We start from the raw sequence: 17013 nt of genomic DNA, 5'->3' as shown, positions 1-17013 counted from the left end.
TCTACGAAAAAAAATCAAATTACATTGTATGAGTGAATTTTTTATAAGACGGCCCATTGTAGCGATCGTGATATCCATTTTCACTATAATCCTTGGAGTTCTTGTGTTAAAAGGAATTCCAATTTCCCAATACCCCGATATTACGCCACCAATGATCAAGATAACAGCAAATTATAGTGGTGCTAATGCAGTGAACGTAGAGCAAACCGTAGCAACTCCGATCGAACAGCAGGTAAATGGGGTCGAAAATATGCTTTATATGCTATCAATCAATGCCAATGATGGTTCAACAACCATTCAGGTTTCATTTGACGTGGGCACCAACCTGGATAATGCAAATATGTTGACGCAAAACCGCGTTTCTATGGCCGATCCTTCGCTCCCTGCGGCTGTAAAGAGTCTTGGAGTAACTACAAAAAAAGCTTTGGCATTTCCGTTAATGATCGTTTCATTATACTCGCCAAAAAATAGTTATGACGCTCAATTCATAAATAACTATGCTTTTATCAACGTGGTTGACCAGATCAAACGATTGAAAGGAGTGGGGGATGTTACCGTATTTGGCGGTGCTGAATATGCCATGCGTGTATGGTTGCACCCCGATAGAATGGCTGCGCTCGGTATTTCGGTGAGTGATGTAAAAAAATCGCTGGACGTTTATAATAATATTTACCCGGGAGGCTCATTCGGAAATAATCCTGCAATTCCTGGAACGCAAAATACCTATTCAGCCCAATTGCAAGCGAGACTTGTGTCTCCTGAAGAGTTCGGAAAAATAATTCTTAAATCGAGTAATAGCGGCGCATTGGTGCGCATGAGGGATATTGCAAGAATTGAGCTGGGAACAGAAAACTATTTCCAATCGAGCCGTTATAGTGGAAAAAATGCTTCTTCCATCGCTATTTACCAGATTCCTGGCAGCAATGCGTTAAACCTGGCTAAAGACATCAGAAAAACGATGGATGGTTTAAAAACACAGTTTCCGCAGGACATGGATTTTAATTATTCACTGGATACTACGCTTGCAGTAAGTGCCGGGATTGAGGAAATTCTTCATACTCTTGTAGAGGCATTAGTACTGGTTATACTTGTTGTATTTATTTTTCTGCAGGATTGGCGGGCAACGCTTATTCCTTTGCTAACGGTACCAGTTTCTTTAGTGGGTACTTTTATTTTTTTTCCTTTACTTGGTTTCTCAATAAACGTATTATCATTATTGGGGATGGTATTGGCCATTGGCCTTGTTGTTGATGACGCCATTGTAGTTGTAGAAGCGGTTATGCATCACATTGAGCATGGATTGTCGCCAAAAGAAGCAACCAGGCTGGCAATGAAAGAGGTGGCGGGTCCTGTAGTTGCCATTGCAATTGTTCTTTCCGCTGTATTTATCCCCGTTGCTTTAACGGCAGGTATTACAGGTAGATTATATCAGCAATTTGCCATTACAATTGCTATTTCTGTTATGCTGTCTGCTTTCAATGCATTAACACTAAGTCCGGCACTGGCGGCAATGATCCTCCGGCCTAAGAGTGAAGGAGAAAAAAAAGGATTGCTTGCGCGCTTTTTCGCGGCGTTCAACCGGATGTTTGACAGGTTTACCAACAGTTATTCAAAACTCGCAAGTTTCTTTACCCGAAGGCTGGTGCTCACTTTACTTATACTCGGCATTATTGTTGTTTCTACCGTCCTTTTTATGAAAAAGGTACCCGGAGGATTTGTGCCTGAAGAAGATGAAGGATATTTTTTAATGGGAGTATTGCTTCCGGATGCTGCGTCTTTTGAAAGAACAGATGCGGTAACACATAAACTAGAAGGCGTTTTAAAAAGTATTGATGAAATTAAGTCGTATACGGTGATTAATGGGTATAATATTCTTTCAAGTACCGTATCACAAAATAATGCAACAGTTTTTGTGCAATTAAAACCATGGCATGACAGAGCCAGAACATCAAAAGATGTTATCAGGGAAGTAAACCAGCGCACTTCTTTAGTAATTACCGAAGCCACCGCTATTGCAGTAAGTCCACCACCGATCCCTGGCCTGGGGAACGCAGCCGGCTTCACGTTGGAATTGCAGGACAGAACCGGGAAATCACCTCAATACCTGGCTGAGGAAACCCGTAAGTTTATCCTCGCGGCACAAAAGCGTCCTGAAATTGGTAAGATATATACATTGTTCCGGGCAAGTGCTCCCCAAAAGAACATCAGTGTTGATAAGGAAAAGGTAGAAAAACTGGGTTTGAATTTAGATGATGTGAATAGTAGCATCTCAAGTTTTTTAGGTAGTGCGTTTGTAAATAATTTTAATTCATTTGGGCGGCAATACAAGACCTATATCCAGGCGGATGCACCTTTCAGGATGGAGCCCAACGATATTAGCCAGTTTTTTATAAGAGACAATCTCGGAAATATGGTCTCGCTCGCCACCCTTGCTACCGTAACCGATACTACCGGCCCTATATATACCAATCGTTTCAATCTTTACCGTACAGCAGAGGTATCAGGTTCACCTAAAGAAGGATACAGTTCGGCCCAGGCTTTGGATGCCCTGGAAATTGTTGCCAAGGAAACGCTGCCCAGAGATGTAGGCTACCAATACAGTAATATGTCATATCAGGAGAAAGCAGCTGAGGGAAGCAGCGGCTTCGTTTTTGGCATGGCGCTTTTGTTCGTATTCCTTATCCTCGCGGCGCAATATGAAAGCTGGTCGTTGCCTTTCAGTGTTTTGCTGGGAACCCCCTGGGCTGTTATGGGAGCCATGATGGGCTTATTTATAGGCAGACTCTTCTCAGAAACTTTTGTAAACAATGTTTTCGCACAAATAGGCCTGGTAATGCTTATCGGATTAAATGCAAAAAATGCTATTCTGATTGTAGAATTTGCAAAAATGAAACTCGAAAGCGGTTCTACCGTTTTGGAAGCTGCCATCGATGGCGCAAGGCTTCGTTTTCGTCCGATACTTATGACGTCCCTTGCTTTTATATTGGGCGTAATCCCGTTGTTAACCGCCAGTGGAGCTGGGTCGCAGGCAAGAAAAGTGATGGGCCTTGCGGTTTTCAGTGGGATGATCACGGCAACTGTAGTTGGTGTTATTCTTATCCCGGCATTTTTTGTACTGATTGAAAGAAAAAAGAAATTGAAAAAAACTATTCCGGTTGACTCTTCCGGGACTATTTCAGGGCATAACCATGAAAAATAAATTAATATATTTTCTTGCCGTCATTTTATTCAGCATTTTCATCCTGGCGGGGTGCATGGTTGGGAAAAAATATTCAAAACCTCATCCGCCTACTGATATTGCTTATCGTGATACCGTATTTACAGATACTTCTCAATTGATGAAATGGTTTGATCTGTATAAAGATCCTGTGCTTCAAAACCTGGTTAAACTGGCCATTGACAGCAACCGGGATATGCTCGTGGCCGCAGCAAGAATTGAGGAAGCAAGGATCCAGACCGCAGTCGTAAAAGCTGACTTGTATCCTAAGTTCGGGTATCAGGCTCAGGCAGGTGGTGGAAAAGCAGGTTCGGACGCTGTGAAAGTTTCAGGAGGCGTAGACGGCGGTTATTTAAATGCAGTAGGCGTACTGAATTGGGAACTTGATATCTGGGGGAAAGTGAGAAGATCTACCAGGGCAGCCTATGTACAATTTTTAGCCAGCATTGATAATCGCAACGCCTTAGAGGTAAGCCTGGTTGCAGAAGTTGCCACGCAATATTTTCTATTGCGCGATCTTGATAACAGGCTTTTTATCGCTTCAGAAACTTTGGCAACAAGAACAGAAGATACAAGAATTCTTTCCGAAAGGTTTAATAAGGGATATATATCCGAGTTAGATCTGCTGATGGCTAAACAGCAACAAATTATAGCAGCCGCCCAGATTCCGGCCTTAAAAAGACAGATCGTCTTAACAGAAAATGCCCTCCGGCTTTTAACTGGTAAAGGTCCCGGGCTTGTTGGACGCGGATTGGGTAATTTTGAACAATCCTTGTCTCCTGATATTCCGGTTGGTCTTTCTTCCCAACTTCTTTTGCGCCGGCCCGATATTGGGGCGGCCGAAAGAAATCTGGAATCCCAGTTTGAACGAATTGGTATAGCTCAGGCAAACAGATTGCCCAGTATCAGTTTAACAGGCATGCTTGGGTTTGCAAGCCCGCAACTCAGTACATTTTTAAGCAGTAATGGTTTTGTGGCCAATGGTTTTGGGATTATTTTAGGTCCAATATTTAATTTTGGTCAGAATAAAAAATTGGTGGAAGTAGAGCGTGCAAGGACAACTGAAGTTTATTATCAATATCAGGGAGTTGTATTAAGTGCTTTTCAGGATGTAGATAATTCTCTGGCGGCTTATAAAACACTTACAGAAGAATATGCGCTGCGGCAACAACAAGTCGAGGCGAGTCTCAAAGCCTTAAGGCTATCAAAGGCACGGTACGATGATGGATTTACTAACTATACAGAAGTAAGCTTTCTTGAATCTGCTCTTTTTGATGCACAGTTGCAAGCTTCTATAACGTTACAGCAAAAATTAAATTCAATCGTGAGCCTGTACAAATCTTTGGGCGGTGGATGGAACGTGACCCAATGATCCGGGTTGTGTATATATCAGGCTGCTCTAAAAATAGCAATCTGATAATCATTGGCAATTAAAAACAATTAAAGAGGGCAATACATAAGTGCCCTCTTTTTTATTTTTAGGTACCATTTCTATATACCTTACAGTTATATTAACAGAATTAATTATACCTGATTACTCATTTTGTTTTTTGATTAACTTGTTCACAAAATATCTTGATTAACGAAACATTAAATTGAAAGGAGGGCTTTTCACCAAGGGCCAATTATTATTGTTGTATATGGAAAAGAAAGTTACAATATTAGGAATAAACGGAAGCTTCGGATCTCTGTTTTCCAGGTTATTAGATAAAGAAAAGCAACTGGCAATTACAGGGGTTGATTTAAATAATGAGGTTTATAAATCAAGCAAATGTTCAAAATACATTCAGTCTGATTTGACAGTGCCTGATGAAGATCTTAAATTATTGCTCAATAAATCCGACGTAATTATCATCTGTTTACCCGAGGATATCGCCTACAAATTCTTAGAATTATATAAATACCACATCGCAAAAACGATGCTCCTGGTAGATACCTTATCGGTTAAAAAAGATGTTTCATTATTCTACATTGAACATGATTTTAATGCTCTGAGTTTAAACCCGATGTTCGGCCCGGATCTGCAAATTGATGGGAAAAATATTATCGTGGTAAAATTCAAAGAAACGCAGGCGTCAACCTGGTTTATTTCTTTGTTAGAGCTATGGAAACTAAATATAGTATTCGCTACAAGTGAAGAGCATGATCAAATGAGTTCGATTATACAAGTGGCGGCACATGCCGCTGTAATGGCTTTTGGTATTACACTAAATAATTCTGACTTTTCATTAACAGAGCTTTTAAAAGTTTCAACACCACCTTTTTTAAGTCTAAGCTCACTCTTTGGGAGAATTGTATCCGGGACCAAAAAAGTATATTGGAACATTCAAAATGAAAATGCTTATGCTTCCGCTGTTAGAAAAGCATTAATAAAAAATTTAATTGCCCTGGATGAAAGCATAGATGGCAAAAAGGAAGAAGATTTTAATGAATTAATTGAACCGAAAACGCAAGATCAGAAGGATGCTTTTAAAGAATTATCCCATAATTTCTCACTACAGTTTAAACAAAATAAAACTAAATGAGTCTTGGTGCTGACTTAAACTTTCTTTTTAAAAATCTTATTTATTTTCCTTTAGACGTTTTACGAACTTATCAATAGTAGGGTATTCATATATGGTACTCAGAGGCAAAAATTGTCCGGTAACTTCTTCTACAAGCCTTAGAACTTTTATAGCCAACAATGACGGTTCTCCTAATTCAAAGAAGTTATCATTAACTCCTATATGTTTTACACCTAATACGTCCTGCCATATTTCTGCAATTCTTTTTTCTTCTTCGGTGCGCGGGGCATCAGAGTTTTCTGATAATTCTTCATCCAATGACGTGGCTTTGAAATCAGGTTCCGGAAGATTACTCTTGTCTATTTTCCCGTTTGGAGTAAGGGGCAAATAGTCTTGCACAATCCAAATTTCAGGTACCATATAATCCGGTAGCCAGGTTTTAAGATAAGAAATCATTGCTGTTTTGTCAAAAATCCCATTGGGCACCACATAAGCGATCAAATGTTTTATATTATCTCTATCTTCTTTGGCAACAACGGTTGCCTGATTTACCATATCATTCTTTATCAGGATGCTTTCTACTTCGCCGGGCTCTACACGGTAACCCCTGATTTTCACCTGGTCGTCCCTCCTGCCAATACATTCAATATTACCATCAGGCAGCCATCGGCCCATATCGCCTGTTTTATAAATTGTATTTACCGGAGTATTATCAAACGGGTTGGCGATAAACTTCTTTTTTGTCAGATCAGAGTTGTTTAAATAGCCTCTTGCAACTTGCACCCCACCTATGTATATCTCACCAATTACCCCTAATGGCACGGGTTGCTCATATTCGTTCAATATAAATATTTGTACATTCTCTATGGGAGTTCCAATTGGTAGTCTTTGCCGTGACCTTTTATCTCCGAAAATGTTAAAAGTATAACTGCTGCAAGCTACGGTTGCTTCCGTTGGACCATACTCATTAACAACCTCCAGTTTTTCCCCTGCTTCAATCAAAGAATCAAAATGACTCAAGTATAATGCTTCTCCACCAATTGATATTTTCCCGGTTATTGGCTCATCATTTTCGTCCTTGTACACCGAATAAAAAAATTCAAGGTGCGACGGGGTTAACTGAATAAAATCGTAGGGGGCGTATTTATACAAGTTAGGATCTTCAAATACATAAGCAGATGGCTGGGACGATATAACAATCGATTTACCAGAAGCCAGCGGAGTTAATATACTTTTTAAAGATGCATCAAACGTATAGGAAAGATGAACAAAGGTTCCTGCACTGGTTTCATTTTCATTAATAAACTTCTCTTTACTGCTTAAAATATAGTTAAAGATACTTTTATGTTCAACCATGACCCCTTTAGGCGTACCGGTAGAGCCTGATGTGTAAATAACATACGCCAGGTGTTGTGGTGCAGGTTTGCTTATTAAATTAGTTATAGGAAACTGCTCTATGTGCGAATCTCCATTTATTGAAATAACATCAACTCCTGGTAAAGCAGATAATAACAGTTGCTTACCTTCAGCATTGCTGACAACCAAACTAGCTTTAGTATCCTTTAAAAAGTATTTTATTCTGGAATCAGGCGATTCCGGATCTATGGGAACATATGCGCCACCGGCTTTCCAAATTCCCAATATAGCAACTATCATTTCGACAGATCTTTCTATGCATATCGGTACAAGAGTCTCTTCCCTGACACCCTTTTGCCTAAGATAATGAGCAAGCTGATTGGCTCTTTCATTTAACTGGTGGTAAGTAACTTTCTCATCTTTAAATATAACCGCAGTCCGATCAGGTCTTCTTTCAACTTGTTCTTCAAACAGATCTACTATAGTTTTTTCTGCCGAATGTTTAACTGCGGTATTATTAAACCCGGTTAACAATTCATGTTCTGCTTTGGTAAGCATTGGCAGTTCACCCACCTTTTGATGTTCCTGCTTTACAATAGAATGAAGTAATTCTTTATAATGACCCGCCATCCGAATTATCTGGCTTTCATTGAATAAGTCTGTAGAGTATACTGCCAGACCCTGTAAGTAATCGGATGTTTGCGTTATCGAGAGAGTCAGGCCAAATTTGGATGCATTTTCTTCAAATTTATCGCGGTTTAATTCCTCTTCAGCGAAGTTTTGAAAAACAAACATGAACTCATGCAGCAAATTTTGAGTATTGCTTTTGTGTGATTCATCCGCCTCTCCAAATGGAGTCTTGGGATTTAAATTAGCCTGTCGGGCTATTTCTTTTATTCTTTGTAATAATGAGTCAAATGGTTCATCAACATTCAAACTTGTGTTTAATGCCAGAATATCAGAAAACGTTGCGTTGGGTGTAGCTACGAATAAATCATACTGGCCGCTAAGGCGGAAAAGCATCACTTTAAAGGCCGCGAGCAAAGTAACATATAGGGAAACATTCTGTTTTTTACTTACATATTTCAATTCCTCACTTAAATCTTTATCGATTTGAAAGGCATAAGTCCGAGTCAATTTTTTATTCATGGTGAATACTTCCTTAATTTTAGGCATGAAAGAAAATAAGGTTAGAGAATAACCAAATCCCTTAATTCTATATATTATTAGGTTTATATTTTATTATAACATTTTGCCGGGGTTACAAAATGATTTTATTTCTAAATAAATGCAATCATAACTTTTCCCAGATTTACTGAATGTTAAACTTCTGGTATATAATTAATCAGTGCTAAAAAGGCGTTGCAGTAACTTATATTTTTAATCTTTTTTTAGTAAGCTGTTTATTATTTCATCCTCCAATATACAGGCTTCTTCAACTATTAACCGGTATATATTTTCAACCAGATTAGGGTTTAGAGAGAGCTCATCTGCCAATTTTCTCCGTTTGACTAAAACTTCTTTTACCCTATCCGGCTGCATCATGGGGATATTGTTTTCACTTTTATATTTTGCTACAGCTTTGCATATCCCTAATCTTTCATTTATAAGCCTGACAATTTTTTCGTCAATTTCATCAATTCTCTCCCTGAAATTTACTAACTCATGCATAAGTTCAAATATGGCTTGCAGTTACTATTTTAAACATATTCTTTCAATTTTTCATCATACAGATTTAGGGTATAGTAATTTTCATTATAGTCCCCTTTGGCAGTAACGACAATTGATTTAATAAGAGGGAAGGCTTTTAATAATATTTCGTCAAACTCTTCCTGCGGATCAGATAGTGCAATAATTGCGCCACCCGAGCCTACTGTAATTTTATTTTTTGTCAAAACCGCTGTTCTGATGATAATATCAAGTTCAGCTGCACCACATAAACTTATATAACCTAAGGCACCTGTATAAGGCCCCCTTGCAACACGTTCTAACCTGTCAATTATTTCCATCGTCCTTTTCTTCGGCGCGCCGGTAATTGATCCGCCTGGAAATGTCGCTTTAAGCAAATCAATGATATTATATCTTGACCCGAGCTTACCAACCACAGTGCTCACCAGGTGATTCAGAGTTTCATATGTTTCTACAGCCATCAAATGCGGAACCTTAACACTGCCTATCTCACACACTCTTCCAAAATCATTTCTTAATAAATCTACGATCATTAAGTTCTCGGCACGGAACTTTTCATTATCATGCAGGGTAGCTTTATTTCTTTCATCCACCTCCGGATCGCTATCCCTAACTATTGTTCCTTTTATAGGTTTGGTAGAAACATTTTTATCCCTGTCAAGCTTTAAAAACTGTTCAGGAGATGAGCAAATAATGCTAAAACTATTAAAATGCAAATAGGCTGAATATTGAGCGGGGTTTATCTTCCTTAGATTCAAATACAGATCCATCGGATCGAGATCCAGATCAATTGATAACCTGTTTGTTAAACATATCTCGTAACTCTCACCATTTTTGATTTCAGTAAGACATTTTTTTATATTTTCAATGTAGGTATTATGGTTTTGGCTGCCGTAAAACTCCAGCTTCTCCTTAACATGATTATCCTTTTTAACAGGTATGGGTGCTAATTTTTGTAATTTCCCTGATATTTCGTTTATCCATTGCTGCGTTGCTTTTGTATCATTAGCGTCCTTAGCGATTGCAACTATATAGATTTTATTTTCCTTATGATCGATAACCAAAAACCGGGTAGAAAAAATCAATGCAGCATCCGGCACTTCAGAGTTATGAGAAGTTTTAAAATCTAATTCCGATTTAAGTTCATATCCAAAATAACCTATCAACCCGCCATTGAAATTAAAAGGCAATGCGTCTACAGGTTTTACATAGTTATTATCTATTTCTTCGGAAAGGTATTCAAACAGGTCCCTTTTATAGGTAGATGTCTTCCCATCTTTTACTATTGATAATTCTTTGTTGTTTCTTTCAAACAAGATCGCTTTATCGTGATTTGCTTCAACACTCCCCATAATTGAAAACCTTGAGTAGTCTTTAATTATTTTGCTGGTATCCAGCCAAAATGAGTATTTACTTTCGCTGAACAGGTTATAAAAAATAAGATCTGTGGGAGCATTTAAATCACTGGTTTTATAATCAACGATCAGGCTTTCCGGTTTAGCTTTATTTCCCGCTGAAGTATCTACAGGTAGCTTTAGATCTTCATATTTCTTTTTATTGAATTCCTCTGCCAGCTCCAGAAATTTCGCAATTACTTCATTACCAAATTCTGTCGAAATGGACTCAGGGTGATATTGTATGCCAAAGAATGGTTTTGTTTCATGCTCAATTGCCATTATTATACCATTCTTAGTCCAGGCGCTCTTTTTGAAATCTTTTGGAAGTGGGTCTGCCACTACAAGTGAATGATACCTGACAATATTAAATCCCTGGGGCAAGCCCTTAAAAAGCCCCGAATCGTTATGGTAAATTGGCGTTAACCGGCCGTGAAAGGGTTCAGGTGCGTGAGTTACTTTGCCACCGGCATAATGCGCCATACCCTGGTGACCCAGGCAAACGCCCAAAACCGGCTTGTTTGAACGTAATAACACGTCGGCACAAACTCCAAAATCTTCTTTAACGCCTGGCCAGCCCGGGCCGGGAGAGATTATAATACAGTCGTAATCTTTCGCAACGATTTCGTCGTAGCTTATTTCATCATTTTTAAACACATCCGGGATGCATTTCTTAATGCTTGCTACTTGTTGAAATAGGTTATAAGTAAAAGAATCATAGTTGTCAATTATTAATATTTTCATAAGCTATTTTTTAATAATCCATATTCAAATATTCGTAGACTCGGTAGTTCCAATAGTTAACTCTACTGCGATGTTAATGTTTATAATTTCTAAGTTATGGGTAATTAGTTTATTGAATAGGTATGCAATAATACTATACACTCAAATAAGTTACAATAACACTTATTTTTGCGGTTAGGCAAATCAATAAATAATTTACATTCATAGGTATTATAGCTTGTTTTAATATATCAAACACGCTATAGCGATGTAAATGTTTAGCTGAATCAATGTAAATTTAAGATATATTGATCTAAATTCCCAATATTATTATTTATACTTTGAATTCAGCTTTTTAAATTCTATACAATTATAATAATAAAATATTGTAGTCTATAGATTTAATAGATTTTTTTAAAATCTACTTCATGCCAAGTAAAGCCTTTCTATCTATTTTCCCGTTTGGCGTTACGGGCAAATTTTCCAACTCAACCAATCTTTCAGGTATTAGGTGAGAAGGCAGCTTATCCTTTAAATAAGTTAGTATTGCCTGTTTATCAAATATGCCATTAGGGACTATATACGCAACTAACTGCTTATCTCCCTGCTTATTTTCAGGGGCCGCTACCACCACATTTTTTATAGCTTCACTTTGTATTAAAACACTTTCGATCTCACCAAGCTCTATCCGATAGCCCCGTATTTTCACCTGGTGATCTTTTCTGCCTGCATATTCTATATTGTCATCCGGTAGCAAACGGCCTATATCTCCTGTTTTATATATTTTATCATTCCCATTACTACTGGAAGGATCTGGAATAAACTTCATCTTTGTCAGCTCCGGCTGGTTCAAATATCCTCTTGCTACCTGGACACCACCTACGCAGATCTCGCCCTCTTCGCCGGGCTGTACAGGATTTAAATCCTCATCCAGTAAATATATCTGCACATTGTTTATTGGTTTTCCAATTGGCAGGCTCCGCGGTAAATCAATATCTACACCAAAATTAAAATAATAGCCTGTGCAGGCTACTACCGTTTCGGTTGGGCCATATTCATTAATAACTTCTAATGTTGCTTTCTTATCGATCAAAGGATCAAAGTGACTCAGGTATAACGCCTCGCCGCCAATCGATATCTTCCCGGTTATTGCTTTATTACGCTTATCCTTAAATTCTGCGTAAAAGAAATCGAGATGGGCGGGAGTTAACTGGATGAAATCATACGGGGCATACTTGTGAAGATTATCGTCTTCAAATACAAAGGGGGATGGTTCAGATGAAATTACTGCTAATTTTCCTGCAACTAATGGTGTAAAAATACTTTTTAGTGATGCATCAAATGTATAGGGAATATGTATGAAGGTTCCTGAACCATTTTCTCCTGCTTTGATAAATTTCTCCCGGCTGTTTAGCAGATAATTGTAGATGCTTTTATGTTCGACCATTACACCTTTAGGAAGGCCTGTAGAACCGGATGTATAAATAACATAGGCAAGGTGATGCGGCTCAACTTTATTAGCTGGATTTTTTAGAGGCATCTGATCTATATCATGCTGATCATCTCTGAATGAAATTATATCGAGCCCGGCTTTTACTCCTAACAACTTTGCTTTGTTTCCGGCAGCAGCTATGACAGTATTGACACCTATATCTTCTAATAGAAATTCAATTCTTTGGGGGGGTACATCCGGGTCTATTGGAACATAGACTCCTCCGGCTTTCATAATTCCTAATATGGCTACCATCATATCTATAGATCGCTCTATACAAAGAGGTACCAGCGTTTCTTTTTTTACGCCTTTTTGCCTGAGGTAATGTGCAAGTTGATTAGCCTTTTCATTTAGTTGCCGGAAGGAAAGTTTTTTATCCTGGTATACAAGGGCAATGCTATCGGGACTTTTTGCTACATGTTCCAGGAATAAATCAATGAGTGTTTTATCTGTGGGATATTTTACAACAGGACCGCTAACTCCGTTATTTAATTGATTTAATTGTTCCTCCTTAATAAGATTCGGTTTCTCATTTTCATTTGGTTGTTTACTACTAATGAGATTAAGAAATTTTTTATAAAGTCCGCTCATACGTGTCGCTAGTGCTTCGTTATGTAAACTAAAAAAAAATATTTATTAGGTATTGTAGATTCCTTATTATTAATATAATAAGATTGAAAATCAAAGTTATCAAATAATTATTCTATACAACCTATTTATTATGCCGTTATTAACCGAAAAAAAATCAATAAATTAATTATCTAAGTTGATCAGGCGGTTATAATCTTCCTTTGTATCGATATCGATATTTCCTTTATCAAAGGGAATTATTGCCACATCCTCCGGATGATCTTTAAGAATTTTTTTTGCGCCTTCCTGTCCCCTTAGTAACAATAATTCAGAGAACAATGTTCTGGTAAATAGTGCTGGTACACCAATAGTGTCACCATATTTACAGGCTACAATTGCTTTACCGGTTTCCTGCTGTTTTAACAACATGCCAGCTATTAATTTTGAGGTAACAAATGGCTGATCGCAAAGCATGATCAATACATTATTTATTTCTTCATGCTTTTCAATCTCGCTGATGGCAATTCTTATAGATGATGCCATGCCTTCATTCCAATTGGAATTAAAAATAAATTTAACTTCCTTAGATTTAATATCGAAGTCAATATCATCCACATTTGCGCCCAAAACGACAAATATCGGCCTGCATTCAGTATCGATTGCAGTTTCAATTGCCCGTTCTAAGAGTGTTTTTCTTTGAAAGACCAGGTTTTGCTTGGGTTGTCCCAACCTGGTTGATGCACCGGCCGCTAAGATGATCAGAGCGATCATTTATCCACTGTAATTTTTAGCTGATCGTCATGAATAGGTACTGGCTTATATTTCAGTGAATAGCCTTTTCGTGAAGACAATACGGCTTTTATTTCTGCGACAATAGATAAAGCAATCTCCTCTGAACTTTCTGAGCCAATATCCAAACCCACAGGGCCGTATACTTTATGCAATTGTTCTTCGGTAATTTCAGTTCCACTTTCTTCCACCTCTGTGAGCATGCGCTCCAACTTCTTTTTAGGACCTAAAATACCGAGGTAGGGTAGATTAAGCGGCAACAATTGTTTAAGCAATGATATCTCATAATTATAATTATGGGTCATCAAAACAAATGCTGTCCAGTCGTTCAGCTCAAGCTGCGGCAATACATTCTCCGGTTTGGCAACAATAACTTTATTTGCCAGGGGGAATCGTTCAGGAACCGCGTAATTGTGCCGACCATCTATAACTGTAATATTCCAACCTAAAACTGCGGCTATTTTAGTCAATGGAATTGCATCATTCCCGGCACCTATTACTACTAATGATACCAGAGGTTTGATATGCTCGACAAAGCCCGTGTACACGGCACCGTAAGTATAATTCATCGTCTCTGATCGCTGATTTTCCAAAACTTTTTTTGCATCATCGATCAAAGCCGGGTGATAATTAGCATTGTCTGATCCATTAAAGATCAAATCATTTTCACTTAAGAACAAACAGGTTCCTGGCTGAGGGGCTTTACGGTCTTCAATCGAAAACAGGGTTACTAAAACTGCATTTCCCCGATTCTCTATTATTTTTTTTAATAACGCAATAGGGTTCTTTGAATGATCATTTATTGGCTCGATCAAAATATGAATAATGCCGTTGCATCCCAGGCCAACACCGAGTTTGGCATCATCATCATCCATAGTATCATATGTTACCAGTAAAGATTCCTGTTGAAGTATAACCATTCTGGCTTTTCGTAAAGCATCACCCTCCAGGCAACCGCCACTGATGGCACCTGTTAACAAGCCATCTTCAGTAATCAGCATCCTTGCACCAGCCTTGCGATATGCAGAGCCTTCAACCAGCACTACTGTTGCCAGGGCGGTTTTTTTGCCCTGTTTTACAGCTTCGTCATATGCAGCTACTATATCAATGATTTCCTTCATCTGCAGATATTAACGGGTAGTATTATATAAGTTTATCTGGTGTTATAGGTAATTCCCTTATTCTTTTTCCGGTAGCATTATATACAGCATTGGCAACTGCGGCTGCCACGCCTATGGTAGCTATTTCGCCCATACCTTTTGCACCCATCGGATTAAGGTGCGGATCTGGTTTATTCACAAATAGCGCTTCAACCTGTGGTATGTCAGCCTGAACAGGCATGTGGTAATCGGCAAAATTATTATTCACCAAACGGCCATAACGGTGGTCTATCACAGCTTCTTCCATTAGTGCCATTCCTATACCCATAATAGATCCGCCTTTTATCTGGCTGGCAGCAGTTTTGGGACTAACGATATGACCTGCATCAGCAACAGATACTGCTTTATTTACTTTTACTACCCCGGTAGCAGGATTTACATGCACCTGTATAAAATGTACTGACCAGGAATACGCTGCATAATTACCCATTTCAGGTCCTCCTTTGGATAGCGTTGTAACTTCTAATTGTGGCAGATTATTTTTATTTAATAATTGAACATAATCAGCACTATCTGCACCGCCGTTTAATTGTTTGAATTTGTCTTTAAGCTCCATGCAGGCATCGTACACAGCTGCGCCTACTGTTGATGTAATCTGCGAACCACCTTGAGTTGGTGAAGGCGGCAAAGATGAGTCACCTAAATTAACCCGGACCTTACCGGCAGGAATGCCCATCACCTCTGACCCAATAGTTGCCATTGCCGTACCTGTACCCGGACCAATATCTGTCACTGCTGTTTGCAGGAATAAAGTACCGTCAGCCATCATCCGGGCAGTAACCGTCGCATTGCTGCGATAAGCACCAAACATTCCCGCTCCCATGCCGTAACCTACCAGCCAACCATCTTTTGTGACCGAACCTGGCTTTTGGTTTCGTTCATTCCAACCAATTCTATCGGCTCCTAATTGGTAAGCTTCTTTTAAAAACTTGCTCGAATAAGGTTTTCCGCTTAACGGGTCAGTTTCTGCATAATTGCGCAGGCGAAGTTCTATCGGGTCGATATTCAATTGATAAGAAAGTTCATCCATTGCTGATTCTAACGCGTAAGCACCGGTTGCTTCACCAGGGCCACGCATCGGGGTAGGCGTGTTCACATTAAGCGAAACTAACTTATATCTCGTGTTAACATTAGGCGATGCATACATCAACTGACTGATATTAACTACACCTTCCGTGAAATCCTCATAAACAGAAGTTTGACCGCTTGCTTCATGCGTAATGCCTACCAGTTTACCATCTGTAGTAGCGCCTAAACCTACTTTTTGCCAGGTATGCGGACGATAACCAACTGAAGTAAACATATCAGCACGGCTCAGTACCAATTTGACAGGACGTTTTACAACTTGTGCAGCTACTACAGCCGCAATTTCATGCGGCCAGGTGCGCAATGCGGCACCAAATGCACCACCCACAAAAGGCGCAGTTACCTGTACATTATCCGGGGGTAATTTAAAAGCCAACGCTATATTGCGCTGAGTTGATTTTACCCCTTGTGTCTTATCCCAAACAGTTACTTTATCGTCGGCATCCCATCTTGCAATAATGGCATGCAATTCCATCGGGTTATGCACCTCGGTAGGCAGTATGTACTCCTGTTCAATTTTTATAGGTGCTGATTTGTAAGCGTCTTCCTGCCCACGCAGATAGTCTTTAGTGTTCTTGGGTAAAACACCGGCATCTAAATTCTTTTTCAGATTGGTTTGATGTTCTTCCTTATTATAATCTGCTTTTACCAGTGAGGCGGCAAATAGTGCCCGTTCGTAGGTATCCGCAATTATTAAAGCAATGGGTTGTCCGTTGAAATAGATCTTATCGTCAATAAATATTTTCAGGGGGCCTTTAGGCGGTGCATTCTCTATATGATAACCGGGAATATTAGGGCAATTTAAATAAGTGATCACCGTAAACACTCCCGGCGCATGTTCGGCCTGTTTAGTGTCGATGGATTTGATGTTGCCCCTGGTAATGGTACTGCCTACCATCACCCCATAGGTTAAACCTTTAACATTATATTCCGCTGAATATTTAGCCGCACCGGTAACCTTAAGTCTCCCGTCCACGCGGCTCAAACCTTCTTCAACTGGTTTTCTTATTGCTCTGCTTTCCATAGGTATGTA

10 protein-coding genes are annotated in these 17013 nt (G+C 39.0%); 3 read left to right on the top strand and 7 right to left on the bottom strand.

Annotation, left to right across the window (positions count from 1 at the left end):
* The first annotated feature begins 28 nt into the window (after positions 1-28).
* From ACPPVU_RS03075 to ACPPVU_RS03065, 3 genes are all read left to right on the top strand, one after another.
* Positions 29-3199 carry an efflux RND transporter permease subunit gene (locus ACPPVU_RS03075; protein ID WP_426670229.1) on the top strand — a complete coding sequence of 1057 codons (3171 nt, stop codon included), beginning with the start codon at positions 29-31 and terminating at the stop codon, positions 3197-3199.
* Positions 3189-4589, top strand: coding sequence for an efflux transporter outer membrane subunit (locus ACPPVU_RS03070; RefSeq protein ID WP_426670228.1), 1401 nt, complete (start codon positions 3189-3191; stop codon positions 4587-4589). Before ACPPVU_RS03075 ends, ACPPVU_RS03070 begins: the two co-directional genes overlap by 11 nt.
* A gap of 268 nt (positions 4590-4857) precedes the next feature.
* Positions 4858-5742, top strand: a complete 885-nt coding sequence (locus ACPPVU_RS03065; RefSeq protein ID WP_426670227.1) for a prephenate dehydrogenase dimerization domain-containing protein — start codon at positions 4858-4860, stop codon at positions 5740-5742.
* A 36-nt stretch (positions 5743-5778) separates the two neighbouring features.
* Here the strand turns inward: ACPPVU_RS03065 and ACPPVU_RS03060 are convergent, their stop codons facing one another.
* From ACPPVU_RS03060 to ACPPVU_RS03030, 7 genes are all read right to left on the bottom strand, one after another.
* On the bottom strand, positions 5779-8253 hold the full coding sequence (locus ACPPVU_RS03060; RefSeq protein ID WP_426670226.1) for a non-ribosomal peptide synthetase: 2475 nt from the start codon (positions 8251-8253) through the stop codon (positions 5779-5781).
* A 204-nt stretch (positions 8254-8457) separates the two neighbouring features.
* Complete coding sequence (locus tag ACPPVU_RS03055) at positions 8458-8748, bottom strand: chorismate mutase (RefSeq protein ID WP_426670225.1); 291 nt, start codon at positions 8746-8748, stop codon at positions 8458-8460.
* 29 nt (positions 8749-8777) lie between these two features.
* Positions 8778-10904, bottom strand: coding sequence for an aminodeoxychorismate synthase component I (gene pabB / locus ACPPVU_RS03050; RefSeq protein WP_426670224.1), 2127 nt, complete (start codon positions 10902-10904; stop codon positions 8778-8780).
* Positions 10905-11304: 400 nt separating this feature from the next.
* A complete protein-coding gene (locus tag ACPPVU_RS03045; protein ID WP_426670223.1) occupies positions 11305-12966 on the bottom strand; it encodes a non-ribosomal peptide synthetase in 1662 nt (553 codons plus the stop codon).
* 162 nt (positions 12967-13128) lie between these two features.
* Positions 13129-13716 (bottom strand): nucleotidyltransferase family protein, encoded by a 588-nt coding sequence (locus tag ACPPVU_RS03040; protein WP_426670222.1) that lies wholly within the window; start codon positions 13714-13716, stop codon positions 13129-13131.
* The gene (locus ACPPVU_RS03035; protein ID WP_426670221.1) at positions 13713-14855 is read right to left on the bottom strand and encodes an XdhC family protein; all 1143 of its coding nucleotides are present in this window, start codon (positions 14853-14855) and stop codon (positions 13713-13715) included. The genes ACPPVU_RS03040 and ACPPVU_RS03035 overlap by 4 nt, the downstream gene beginning before the upstream one ends.
* Positions 14856-14877: 22 nt before the next feature.
* Positions 14878-17004 carry a xanthine dehydrogenase family protein molybdopterin-binding subunit gene (locus ACPPVU_RS03030; protein ID WP_426670220.1) on the bottom strand — a complete coding sequence of 709 codons (2127 nt, stop codon included), beginning with the start codon at positions 17002-17004 and terminating at the stop codon, positions 14878-14880.
* Positions 17005-17013 lie beyond the last annotated feature (9 nt).

The organism is Mucilaginibacter sp. McL0603 (genome assembly GCF_049992945.1).
Lineage (GTDB): Bacteria > Bacteroidota > Bacteroidia > Sphingobacteriales > Sphingobacteriaceae > Mucilaginibacter.
This window is presented reverse-complemented; position numbering and strand designations above follow the sequence as displayed.

Excerpts from the sequence above, each read along its gene's own strand:
- ACPPVU_RS03075 (WP_426670229.1), top strand. The coding sequence starts at position 29 with ATGAGTGAATTTTTTATAAGACGGCCCATTGTAGCGATCGTGATATCC.
- ACPPVU_RS03070 (WP_426670228.1), top strand. The coding sequence starts at position 3,189 with ATGAAAAATAAATTAATATATTTTCTTGCCGTCATTTTATTCAGCATT.
- ACPPVU_RS03065 (WP_426670227.1), top strand. The coding sequence starts at position 4,858 with ATGGAAAAGAAAGTTACAATATTAGGAATAAACGGAAGCTTCGGATCT.
- ACPPVU_RS03060 (WP_426670226.1), bottom strand. The coding sequence starts at position 8,253 with ATGCCTAAAATTAAGGAAGTATTCACCATGAATAAAAAATTGACTCGG.
- ACPPVU_RS03055 (WP_426670225.1), bottom strand. The coding sequence starts at position 8,748 with ATGCATGAGTTAGTAAATTTCAGGGAGAGAATTGATGAAATTGACGAA.
- pabB (WP_426670224.1), bottom strand. The coding sequence starts at position 10,904 with ATGAAAATATTAATAATTGACAACTATGATTCTTTTACTTATAACCTA.
- ACPPVU_RS03045 (WP_426670223.1), bottom strand. The coding sequence starts at position 12,966 with ATGAGCGGACTTTATAAAAAATTTCTTAATCTCATTAGTAGTAAACAA.
- ACPPVU_RS03040 (WP_426670222.1), bottom strand. The coding sequence starts at position 13,716 with ATGATCGCTCTGATCATCTTAGCGGCCGGTGCATCAACCAGGTTGGGA.
- ACPPVU_RS03035 (WP_426670221.1), bottom strand. The coding sequence starts at position 14,855 with ATGAAGGAAATCATTGATATAGTAGCTGCATATGACGAAGCTGTAAAA.
- ACPPVU_RS03030 (WP_426670220.1), bottom strand. The coding sequence starts at position 17,004 with ATGGAAAGCAGAGCAATAAGAAAACCAGTTGAAGAAGGTTTGAGCCGC.